Raw genomic sequence first — 10,746 nt, 5'->3', positions numbered from 1 at the left:
GGTGATGGTTTTTCTGAGGTGTGTTGTTCGCAAGGGCGGCTGCGGGGGGGGGGTTGGGGGGGCCGACGGCGGGGGGGCGCGGGGGTGGGGGGGGGTGTGGGGTGCGGGGCCGGCCCCGGCGGCCGTGGTGTCCGGGAGGATGGAGCGCATGACCGAGCCGATCGCCCCGATCCTGCGCACCACTCACACCCACCGGCTGACCCCCGCCGCCCTCGACGAGATCCGCGTCCTCCTGGACACCGCCTTCGAGGGGGAGTTCAGTGCCGAGGACTGGGACCACGCCCTCGCACGGGACGACAGCGGGCTCCTCGCGCACGGCAGCGTCGTCCAGCGCCGGGTGATCCACGAGGACCGCTCGTACCGGGTCGGCTACGTGGAGGCCGTGGCCGTCCGCGCCGACCGGCGCAGGGAGGGGCTCGGCGGGCGGGTGATGGCCGCGCTGGAACAGGTCGTCGACGGGGCGTACGTCTTCGGGGCCCTGTCCGCGTCGGCTGCCGGGGCGGCGCTGTACGTGGGGCGTGGCTGGAAGGTGTGGCCGGGACGGATCGCCGTGCAGGGAAGGCACGGGGTGGAGATGCTGCCGGACGAGGAGGGCAGCACCTATGTCCGCGGTGGGGCCGGCCGCGCGCTGCCCCGGGTGTCCGGGACCCTGATCTTCGACTGGCGGGACGGGGACGTGCTCTGAGCGGTACATCCGCGACTGGTGGGCCCGCACAGGAGTGGATCCGAGCGGCCGACGGCCGAGGCCGAGGACGACGGAGCGGTGCTCTCGATGGTGTCCCGTGGTCTCGGCATGGTGATCAGGCCCGGGCTGTCACTCGAAGGAGCACCTGACACGGTTCAGGTCACTGCTCTCGGGCCGGAGCAGCTGACGCGTTCGGTCGGCTACGTCACCACCCCTGAGCAGGGACAATCGCGTGCTGTCCGGGCCCCGACCCGGGAACTGGGCGCGGGCGGCCGTAAACCCCCGTCTCAGATAGTAGGAAGTCCGAGTAATTGTGGAGACAGAGCGGCCAAGCTGTCCTAGCTTTGTAGAAGCCGAGCGTCTCGCTAGATCCAGCGACTGGCGGTCGTGAGCGCGCGCCCTGTGCAGGCAACCCCTGCGGCACCCGCTCCCCGCCCCTTCCGGCGCCTCGAAATCCTGATCTCGAAATCACGTTCACGATTTTTCGATCTCGAAATCCTCGCGATCTCAAGGAGTCGATCCACCATGGCCGAGACGACTGTCCGCCGAGTCCGTCACACCCACCGCCCGACCGCGTCGGAGCGCCAGAATGCCGCCGCCGCCCTGCAGCGGGCCCTCGACCGCAGGGACAACGGCGGCTCCACGGGCCACTGAGAGCGACCCCCGGGGCCAGTCATCGCGACCGGCCCGGGGAGTGTCACCCAGCAGGCTTTCGCGTTCAGCCGCGGCTGATCTCGAAATGGTCGATGCGCTCGCCCGACTCGGCGAGTGCGGTGACCTTCATCCGGGCGTGCCGCCCGGGCTGCACCTCCACCGCCAGGAACGAGAAGCCGGTGTAGCGCACCCGCGACCACTCCACGGTCCCGGTCGCCTTTCCGCCGCCCTTGACCACGTGGTACGTGTCCACGCTGTCCTGGTCCTTGACGTGTCCCTCATAGCTGTCCGGTGCCGGGAAGTCGTACAGCGCCTTGCCGGCACCGCCCGCTGTGACGTACACGATGCCGTCCCGCGTCGGGTCGGTGCGCTCGCCGATCGGCACCTTGTGAACGGGACCTGCCAGGAGACCGCCATCTGCGTCGTCGGTTCGGCTCCGTATGCCAGGTGCCGGCCGAACGGCGCCACCGGCGAACCGTCCACCTGGGTGGAGGTGTGGCGCGAGGTCGGGACAGTCGGCGCGGCATGTGTCCGTATGATGGACGTGACGTGTCACGGGGTGGGACGGGGAGTAAGGTGCGGGCATGTCTCGCAGCATCAATCTCGCAGTGATCCCTGGTGACGGTATCGGCCAGGAGGTCGTGGCTCAGGGCCTCAAGGTCCTCAATGCTGTTCTCCCGCAGGATGTGAAGCTGGAGACCAAGGAATTCGACTTCGGCGCCAAGCGCTACCACGCGACCGGTGAGACCCTCACCGACGCGGATGTCCAGGCGCTCAAGCAGCACGACGCGATCCTGCTCGGCGCGATCGGTGACCCCTCGGTTCCGTCCGGCGTCCTGGAGCGCGGCTTCCTGCTGAAGCTCCGCTTCCTCTTCGACCACCACGTGAACCTGCGGCCGTCGAAGCTCCTCCCGGGTGTCGCGACCCCGCTCAAGGGCCAGCCGGAGATCGACTTCGTCGTGGTCCGCGAGGGCACCGAGGGCCCGTACACCGGCAATGGCGGCTCGATCCGCACCGGCACCCCGCACGAGGTCGCCACCGAGGTCTCGGTCAACACCGCCTTCGGCGTCGAGCGCGTGGTCCGTGACGCCTTCGCCCGCGCCCAGGCGCGCCCGCGCAAGAAGCTGACGCTGGTTCACAAGAACAACGTGCTGGTCCACGCCGGGCACTTGTGGACCAGCATCTTCAACAAGGTCGCGGCCGAGTTCCCGGACGTCACCACCGACTATCTGCACGTGGACGCGGCGACGATCTTCCTCGTCACACAGCCCGAGCGCTTCGACGTGATCGTCACCGACAACCTCTTCGGCGACATCATCACCGACCTCGCCGCGGCCGTCTCCGGCGGCATCGGCGTCGCGGCCTCGGGCAACATCAACCCGAGCGGCGAGTTCCCCTCGATGTTCGAGCCGGTCCACGGCTCCGCCCCCGACATCGCGGGCCAGGGCAAGGCCGACCCGACCGCCACGGTTCTCTCCGTCGCCCTTCTGCTGCGTCACCTCGGCTACGAGGCCGAGGCCGCGCGCATCGAGGACGCCGTCTCCGCCGACCTCGCGGAGCGAGGGGGGCACCTCCCAGGCCCTTCAGGCTCTGGGGGAGGTGCGACGACTCGTACGACCGACCAGATCGGCGACGCGCTCGCGGTACGCGTAGCGAGCTGACCCGACGACTCCATTTCGAAGCCGCCGGGTCGCAACCGCACCCGGCGGCTTCTCCTATGCGGTCCAGGGTGCCACCATCGACCACTGGACCGCATTCGCGTCATTTCGTGCACGGCCGCCCGGGAGCGATAATCGAACGGGGCCGTGGCTCGCGGTGAAGCTCGGACGTCCTAGCGCCTGTCTGACAGGAGCGGCGTGAGCGCGGTCCAACACACACAACCGGTGAAGGACACGCACACATGACGACGCCCACGATCGAGCTCAAGCCCTCCTCGAACCCGCTGTCCGACGCGGAGCGCGAGGCGATCCTGGTCAAGCCCGGATTCGGCCGCTACTTCACCGATCACATGGTGACGATCCGGTGGACCGAGGGCCGCGGCTGGCACGACGGCCAGCTCGTCCCCTACGGCCCGCTCTCCCTCGACCCCGCGACCACGGTCCTGCACTACGCGCAGGAGATCTTCGAGGGCCTCAAGGCCTACCGCCGGCCCGACGGCAGCGTCGCCACGTTCCGCCCCGAGGCGAACGCCAAGCGTTTTCAGGCCTCGGCGCACCGGCTCGCCATGCCGGAACTGCCCGTCGAGACGTTCATCGAGGCGTGCGACGTGCTGGTCCAGCAGGACAAGGCATGGGTTCCGGCGCACGGCGGCGAGGAGTCGCTCTATCTGCGCCCCTTCATGATCGCGACCGAGGTCGGCCTCGGCGTGAAGCCCGCCAACGAGTACCTCTTCGTCGTCATCGCCTCGCCCGCCGGCGCCTACTTCCCCGGTGGCGTCAAGCCGGTCTCCATCTGGCTCTCCGAGGACCACGTCCGCGCCGTCCCCGGCGGCATGGGCGACGCCAAGACCGGCGGCAACTACGCCGCGTCCCTCCTCGCCCAGGCGGAGGCCGCGGCGAAGGGCTGCGACCAGGTCGCCTACCTCGACGCCGTGGAGCACAAGTGGGTCGAGGAACTCGGCGGCATGAACCTGTACTTCGTGTACGGGAACAAGATCATCACCCCGGCCCTGACCGGCTCCCTGCTCGCCGGTGTCACCCGTGACTCGCTGCTCAAGGTCGCCCGCGACCTCGGCTACGAGTCCGAGGAGGGCCGCGTCTCCATCGACCAGTGGCGCGCCGACACCGCGAACGGCACCCTCACCGAGGTCTTCGCCTGCGGCACCGCCGCCGTCATCACCCCCGTCGGCACCGTCAAGTCCGCGGGCGGCGAGTGGACCCAGGGCGAGGGCGCGCCCGGCGAGGTCACGATGAAGCTGCGCGAGCGCCTGCTGGACATCCAGCGCGGCGTCGCCGAGGACACCCACGGCTGGATGCACCCGCTCGGCTAGCACTGCGACCGCACACGACGAAGGCCGCGCCCGGTTCCTGCCAGGCGTGGCCTTCGTCGTGCTGCGGCGGCGACGAGGTGCGCGATGCATGTCGCTCTGTACGTCTCAAGCCTTTGTGTCTTTGCGAAGGCCACGTAACCAAGGAGTGTCATGTCCGAGCCGACCCTGACCCGGTATGTAGGGGGTGCGCCGCGCCGAGATCTTCTCGGTCAGGTGTGCGGAAAATCCAACCAGCAGGCTACGTAGCCATGTTAGGGTCCGAATCCGTGATCAACACGGACTGATCCATCAGTGAACGGGGAGAAAACGGTGAATCGAAACCTGGCTGTCGGCGTGCTCACTGCCGGACTTTTCCTGACCGGCGCGGGGGTTGCGCTTGCTCAAGCGAACGCGACGAACGGGGATGTGGGGGCGGCAGCCTCCTGGCGCAAGATCCCGACCCTGAAGAGCTCCGGCGTCAAGTTCAAGAACGGCTCCTACGTGTTCGAAGCCCCGGGCCCCAAGCATGGCGCCTTCCACTGGAAGGGGGACCTCCAGGACGACTCTGCGGGTGACGGCCACAACGTCTACGTCCAGGTCAAGGTCGAGGGCTACAGCTGGAACCGCTACAACGGCAAGCAGAAGAAGACCGTCCACAAGGACTACCTCACGTGGGACGGTGCTGCGCGGTACACCAAAGACGCCTGGATACGTGCCTGCCGTGACCGAGGCTCGTTCCGCCCCGACAACTGCTCGGAGACCAAGCACTACAAGCGCTAGCCAACCACTGCGCACACCATCGGCCCGGGTCTCCGCCCGGGCCTTTCGCCTCTTGGGGGAAGCGATCAGTACGTCAGAAGTCCTCAGTGCCACGGGAGTCGACCTCTCCTACGGTTCTACGCCCGCCGTCCGCGATGCCCATCTGACCCTGTCCCGCGGCGAGATCGTGGCTGTCACGGGCGCCAGCGGATCCGGCAAGTCGTCACTGCTGTACTGCCTCGCCGGAGTGCTGCCGGCCGTGCGCGGGCAGGTGCGGTTCGAGGGGCGCGCGTACGGTGAACTCGACGACGAGGAGATCAGCGCGCTGCGCCGTGAGCGCTTCGGTTTCGTGTTCCAGTACGGCGAACTGATCCCTGAGCTGACCATCGAGGAGAACACCGCCCTGCCGTTGCGCCTCGCGGGGCAGCGCAAGCGCCCCGCGCTCGAAGCGGCCGCCGAGGTGCTCGACCGTCTCGGTGTGGCCGATCTGCGCGAGCGTCGTCCCTCGCAGGTGTCCGGCGGTCAGAGTCAGCGCGTGGCCGTCGCGCGGGCGCTCGTGCACCGCCCCGCTGTGGTCTTCGCCGACGAACCGACCGGCTCGCTGGACAGCGCCAACGCCACCACCGTCCTTCAGGAGTTCCTGGATCTGGCCCGCTCGCAGGGCACAGCGGTGCTCATGGTCACCCATGACCCGAAGGTCGCCGACCGGGCCGACCGGCACTACACGATGGCCGACGGTGTGCTCGACCCGAAGGGCCGGGCGTCATGAGGGAGTTCCTGCTCGGCCTGCGTCTGCTGTTCGGCTCCGGGCGGGGCAGCCGCGCACGCTTTGTACTGATGACCCTGGGCGGCTCGCTCGGGGTGTGCTGCCTCGCCCTCGTCCTCACGATCCCGGCGATCCTCGACGCCCATGACGGCAGATCCGCGGACCGGGAGCCCCAGGTCTTCGTCGGGAAGATGGCGGGGGAGCCCACCCTTGTACTGCAGCGCTCCGACCCGTTCGGCTCCAAGCCGTTCAACCGGGTGTTCCTCGCACGCGGCACCGACGCCACCCCCCAGCCGCCCCCGGGGCTGAGTGAACTCCCCGGCCCCGGCGAGGTGTACGTCTCTCCCGCGCTCCGCGACCAGTTGCGCCGCGAGCCCGCCCTGAAGGGGCTGCTGCCCGGCCGGGAGAAGGGGCTGATCGAACCCACCGGCCTCACCGACCCCAACGAGCTGTACGCCTACATCGGCATGAGCAGAAATCAACTCGGCGATGACGCACGGGCGTTGAAGAGCTTCGGATCCGAGCATCCGCCCACTACGGCCGTGGAGTCGTCGACCCTCGACATCCTGCGGTTCACGCTCGCCGCGCTCGTCCTGTTGCCTCTCGCCGTCTTCCTCTCCGTCTGCGCCAAGCTCTCGGCCGCCAGCCGCAACCGGCGTCTCGCGGCCCTGCGGCTGCTGGGCCTCAGCGCCAAGGGCACCCAGCGAGTCAACGCAGCCGAGACGGTTGTCGCGGCGCTGCTCGGCGCGGTGCTCGGGCTCGCCGAGTTCTGGGTGCTCAACCAGATCATGGCCAGGACCGGACTGCCCGGCCTGAAGTGGTATCCGGACGACGGGGCACTGTCCGCTGCCACCCTCGCCGTCTGCCTGCTCGGCTGCCCCGCCCTCGCCTGGTTCGTCGGCCGTGCCAGTGCCCGCGCGGCGGCCGCCAACCCGCTCGGCGCCCGGCGCACCGCGGCGCCGCGCGCGCCCCGCTACTGGGGCGTGCTCCTGCTCGTCACCGGGCTCGGCATCGTCGCCGGCTACTGCGCGACCGGTTTCACCGACCATCCGGCGCAGAGCACGGGCATGAACTCGCTCCTGGTTCCCGCGGGCGTGCTGCTCACCGGGCTCGGGCTCGTGACGGCGATGCCGCTGCTCTCGTACGCCCTGGCCAGACGGCTCGCCCGCTCGGGCAACCTCACCCTCAACCTGGCCATGCGGCGCAACGAGATCGAGCCCGGCAGCGCCATGCGTGTGGTCACCGGCCTTGTGCTGCTGGTCTTCTCCGCCTCGCTCGCGCAGGGCGTCCTGGTCGAGGAACGCCAGATCACCCACAACGACTCGCCCTCGCAGGAGTACAGCCTGGCGCTGTCACAGCTCACCGCGGACCAGCAGCGGCGGCTGCGTGAGGTCCCTGGGGTGCGCACGCACGCCGTCGTCATGGAGCCGCTGACAGACCCCGGTTCCGATTCCGGCTCCGGCGCGCAGGCCACGGCCTTGGTCGCAACCTGCGCGCAGTTCGCGAAGCTGGTGCGGCACGCCGAGGGCTGCGTGGACGGCAAGGTGCTCCGGCTGAGCGACCCGGATGTGTCGGATCAGCCGCTCGCCACATCGGTCTATGGTATGAGGACGAGCGGGCGCCGCACCTCGTACAAGGTCGAAGTGCCGCGTACCACCGTGGTGTTCGACGGCTACGACGTCACCGATGTGCCGAGCCCCGGGCTCCTGGTGCCTCCCTCCGCACTCCCGGCGCACGCCACTCCCGACTCCGCACGACTCGTCCTCGCCGGCGCCTCCGATCCGGCAAGCGTTCGCGCTGTCCTCGATCGCATCGGTGCCATCGTGCCGACGGCCGACGTCGACCCGGCCGGGATCAACATCGACGGCCTCCAGCAGATCACCGTCATCGAGACGTTGCTCGCGCTGGGCATGGTGATGGGGCTGGTCATCGGTGTCGCGGCCTTCCTCGTGTCCGTCACCGACCGGGCCGTGGAACGTCGCCCCCAGGTCACCGCTCTCTCCCTCCTCGGTACCCGTCGGCGCACCCTGCGGCTCGTCCAGTGCACGCAAGTCGTCCTGCCGCTCGCCATCGGCCTCGTCCTCGCGCTGGCGGCCGGGAAGGCCGCCGAGTCCGCATACCTGATCACCGGCGGCGGCCAGGTCTTCTGGGACGGCGAGGGGGTCCCCCTGCTGGTTGCCGCCACGGTCGGCGTTCTCGTACTGGCGGCGGTGGGCACCCTGCCGCTGATCGGGCGCCGCATCGATCCGGAGCTGATTCGCCGCGACTGAACGCTGCGGCCGGAACGGTTCAGCGGCTCGGGGCGTCCGGCACGGCAGCTCGCTGCGTTGCCGCATCACCCGAGTGCGTCCGGTACGAGGGCGAATCTCCGCCGTGCGGTGCACCGCACCGGACGCCGCGAGCTGCCGGGTAAACCTCTCCGGCCACCGCACTGAGCGGCGACACGATGTGGAGTGCCACTCAAACAAACGAAGCAGCCCTTTCCGTTTCCCGCTTCCCTCCGGTTAGAGTGACGCTCTAACTGGGAGGTGTGGAGACGTGCGACTGACCCCGACGGAGCGTGACCGGCTGCTGCTGTTCGGCGCCGCCGAGCTGGCCCGGGCCCGCCGCGCCCGAGGGCTGAAGCTGAATGTTCCCGAAGCGACCGCTCTGATCGCGGACACGGTCTGCGAGGCGGCCCGCGACGGGCGCAGGCTCGCGGAGGCCATCGAGGCGGGGCGGTCCGTGCTCGGGCCCGGCGATGTCCTGCCGGGGGTCGCCGACGTCGTCACCGAGGTCCATGTGGAGGCCGTCTTCGACGACGGCTCGCGGCTCGCCGTGGTCTCCCGGCCGCTGGGCGACGGGCTCGGCGACGACGCGCCCGGGGCCGTCGTCCCCGGTCCCGCCACACCCGAGCCGGAACCGGCGGCGCGGCTGACGGTTCATAACACCGCGACCGTGCCGGTCTCCGTGACGTCGCACTTCCACTTCTTCGAGGCCAACCCGCGGCTCGACTTCGACCGGGCGGCGGCGTACGGGATGCGGCTCTGCGTCCCCGCCGGGTCCTCCGTCCGCTTCGGGCCCGGGGAGTCGGTCGAGGTGGGGCTGGTACCCATCGGCGGAGACCGGATCGCCATCGGTTTCGCCGGACTGGTCGACGGACCGCTCGACGCCCCCGGCGCACGCGAAGAGGCCCTGCGGCGAGCGGTGGCCTGCGGATATCTGGGAGCCGAACGATGAGCATCGATCGTCACGAGTACGCCTCCGTGCACGGTCCACGCGCCGGCGACCGGGTCAGGCTCGGTGACTCCGGGCTGACCGTCCGCGTCGAGTCCGACGCACAGCGGTACGGCGAGGAGTTCCTCGCCGGATTCGGCAAGACCGCCCGCGACGGGCTGCACCTCAAGGCCGCCGCCGTCCGGGACACCTGCGATGTCGTCATCAGCAACGTGCTGGTCATCGATGCCGTGCAGGGCATCCGCAAGGTGTCGATCGGTATCCGCGAGGGCCGGATCGCGGCGATCGGGCGGGCCGGAAACCCGGACACGCTCGACGGCGTCGACGTCGTCGTCGGCACCGGGACCACCATCGTCTCCGGCGAGGGAATGATCGCGACGGCGGGCGCTGTGGACACCCACGTCCATCTGCTCTCGCCGCGGATCATGGAGGCATCGCTCGCCTCCGGCGTCACCACGATCATCGGCCAGGAGTTCGGCCCGGTCTGGGGCGTCGGCGTCAACTCGCCCTGGGCCCTGCGCCACGCCTTCAACGCGTTCGACGCCTGGCCGGTCAACATCGGCTTCCTGGGCCGCGGTTCGTCCTCCCACCAGGCGCCGCTGGTCGAGGCCCTTGCCGAGGGCGGGGCCTGCGGCTTCAAGGTCCACGAGGACATGGGCGCCCACACCCGCGCCCTGGACACCGCACTGCGGGTCGCCGAGGAGTACGACGTCCAGGTCGCCCTGCACAGCGACGGGCTGAACGAGTGCCTGTCCGTCGAGGACACCCTGCGCGTCCTCGAAGGCCGCACGATCCACGCCTTCCACATCGAGGGCTGCGGCGGCGGACACGTCCCCAACGTTCTCAAGATGGCGGGCGTCGAGAACGTCATTGGCTCGTCCACCAACCCGACGCTGCCCTTCGGCCGGGACGCCGTCGCCGAGCACTACGGGATGATCGTCTCCGTACACGACCTCAAGACGGACCTGCCGGGCGACGCGGCCATGGCCCGCGACCGCATCCGCGCCAAAACGATGGGCGCCGAGGACGTCCTGCACGACCTGGGCGCCATCGGCATCACGTCCTCCGACGCACAGGGCATGGGACGCGCCGGTGAGACGGTACGCCGCACCTTCGCGATGGCCGGGAAGATGAAGGCCGAGCTCGGCCCGATGGACGGCGACGGCCCGGCGGACGACAACGCCCGGGTGCTGCGCTACATCGCCAAGCTCACCATCAACCCCGCCATCGCCCATGGTCTCGCGCACGAGATCGGCTCCATCGAGACCGGGAAACTCGCCGACATCGTGTTGTGGCGGCCCGAGTTCTTCGGTGCGAAGCCGCAGCTCGTGCTGAAGTCCGGCTTCCCGGCGTACGGGGTCACGGGCGACCCGAACGCCGCCACCGACACCTGCGAACCCCTGGTCCTCGGACCGCAGTTCGGAGCGTACGGAGCCACCGCGGCCGACCTCTCCGTGGCCTTCGTCTCGCAGGCCGCGACCCAGCTCGGCGCGGACCTGATGCCCACGCGCCGGCGCCGTGTCGGAGTGCGCGGCACCCGCGGCATCGGCCCCGGCGACCTCGTTCACAACTCCCGTACCGGAGAAGTCGCGGTGGACGCCCGCAGCGGTCTGGTCACCCTGGACGGCGATCCGCTGCGCTCCGAGCCCGCCGACTCCGTCTCCCTCAACCGCCTCTACTTCCTCTGACACTTCTTTT

9 protein-coding genes and 2 pseudogenes are annotated in these 10,746 nt (G+C 69.8%); 10 read left to right on the top strand and 1 reads right to left on the bottom strand.

Annotation, left to right across the window (positions count from 1 at the left end; all coding sequences use genetic code 11):
* The first annotated feature begins 148 nt into the window (after nt 1-148).
* The 3 genes and pseudogenes from ABTZ94_RS17705 to ABTZ94_RS17700 all read left to right on the top strand — a co-directional run bounded on the left by ABTZ94_RS17705 (nt 149) and on the right by ABTZ94_RS17700 (nt 1,339).
* Entirely contained in the window at nt 149-685 is a 537-nt protein-coding gene (locus ABTZ94_RS17705; RefSeq protein ID WP_351201978.1) for a GNAT family N-acetyltransferase, read from the top strand.
* Between the two features lie 4 nt (nt 686-689).
* Nucleotides 690-1,027, top strand: a pseudogene (locus ABTZ94_RS37890) (type 2 periplasmic-binding domain-containing protein); the annotation flags it as partial.
* Between the two features lie 183 nt (nt 1,028-1,210).
* On the top strand, nt 1,211-1,339 hold the full coding sequence (locus ABTZ94_RS17700; protein ID WP_351201977.1) for a hypothetical protein: 129 nt from the start codon (nt 1,211-1,213) through the stop codon (nt 1,337-1,339).
* A gap of 64 nt (nt 1,340-1,403) precedes the next feature.
* Here the strand turns inward: ABTZ94_RS17700 and ABTZ94_RS17695 are convergent.
* Nucleotides 1,404-1,727: pseudogene (locus ABTZ94_RS17695) on the bottom strand (phosphoesterase); the annotation flags it as partial.
* Nucleotides 1,728-1,923: 196 nt separating this feature from the next.
* Here ABTZ94_RS17695 and ABTZ94_RS17690 point away from each other — a divergent pair.
* From ABTZ94_RS17690 to ABTZ94_RS17660, 7 genes are all read left to right on the top strand, one after another.
* A complete protein-coding gene (locus ABTZ94_RS17690; protein ID WP_351201976.1) occupies nt 1,924-3,000 on the top strand; it encodes a 3-isopropylmalate dehydrogenase in 1,077 nt (358 codons plus the stop codon).
* A gap of 239 nt (nt 3,001-3,239) precedes the next feature.
* A complete protein-coding gene (locus ABTZ94_RS17685) occupies nt 3,240-4,328 on the top strand; it encodes a branched-chain amino acid aminotransferase (protein ID WP_351201975.1) in 1,089 nt (362 codons plus the stop codon).
* Nucleotides 4,329-4,637: 309 nt separating this feature from the next.
* The gene (locus tag ABTZ94_RS17680) at nt 4,638-5,087 is read left to right on the top strand and encodes a hypothetical protein (protein WP_351201974.1); all 450 of its coding nucleotides are present in this window, start codon (nt 4,638-4,640) and stop codon (nt 5,085-5,087) included.
* 52 nt (nt 5,088-5,139) lie between these two features.
* Nucleotides 5,140-5,835 carry an ABC transporter ATP-binding protein gene (locus tag ABTZ94_RS17675; protein WP_351201973.1) on the top strand — a complete coding sequence of 232 codons (696 nt, stop codon included), beginning with the start codon at nt 5,140-5,142 and terminating at the stop codon, nt 5,833-5,835.
* Nucleotides 5,832-8,102: a permease-like cell division protein FtsX gene (locus ABTZ94_RS17670; protein WP_351201972.1), complete on the top strand. Its 2,271-nt coding sequence runs from the start codon at nt 5,832-5,834 to the stop codon at nt 8,100-8,102. The genes ABTZ94_RS17675 and ABTZ94_RS17670 overlap by 4 nt, the downstream gene beginning before the upstream one ends.
* 268 nt (nt 8,103-8,370) lie before the next feature.
* Entirely contained in the window at nt 8,371-9,051 is a 681-nt protein-coding gene (gene ureA / locus ABTZ94_RS17665) for an urease subunit gamma (protein WP_351201971.1), read from the top strand.
* Nucleotides 9,048-10,736 (top strand): urease subunit alpha, encoded by a 1,689-nt coding sequence (locus tag ABTZ94_RS17660; protein ID WP_351201970.1) that lies wholly within the window; start codon nt 9,048-9,050, stop codon nt 10,734-10,736. Before ureA ends, ABTZ94_RS17660 begins: the two co-directional genes overlap by 4 nt.
* Nucleotides 10,737-10,746: the final 10 nt, after the last annotated feature.

Source organism: Streptomyces sp. NPDC002785 (assembly GCF_040295565.1).
Taxonomy (GTDB): Bacteria; Actinomycetota; Actinomycetes; order Streptomycetales; family Streptomycetaceae; genus Streptomyces.
The sequence above is the reverse complement of the archived record's forward strand: the minus strand, read 5'-3'. Positions and strand labels throughout refer to the sequence as shown.

Excerpts from the sequence above, each read along its gene's own strand:
- ABTZ94_RS17705 (WP_351201978.1), top strand. The coding sequence starts at position 149 with ATGACCGAGCCGATCGCCCCGATCCTGCGCACCACTCACACCCACCGG.
- ABTZ94_RS17700 (WP_351201977.1), top strand. The coding sequence starts at position 1,211 with ATGGCCGAGACGACTGTCCGCCGAGTCCGTCACACCCACCGCCCGACC.
- ABTZ94_RS17685 (WP_351201975.1), top strand. The coding sequence starts at position 3,240 with ATGACGACGCCCACGATCGAGCTCAAGCCCTCCTCGAACCCGCTGTCC.
- ABTZ94_RS17660 (WP_351201970.1), top strand. The coding sequence starts at position 9,048 with ATGAGCATCGATCGTCACGAGTACGCCTCCGTGCACGGTCCACGCGCC.
- ABTZ94_RS17690 (WP_351201976.1), top strand. The coding sequence starts at position 1,924 with ATGTCTCGCAGCATCAATCTCGCAGTGATCCCTGGTGACGGTATCGGC.
- ABTZ94_RS17670 (WP_351201972.1), top strand. The coding sequence starts at position 5,832 with ATGAGGGAGTTCCTGCTCGGCCTGCGTCTGCTGTTCGGCTCCGGGCGG.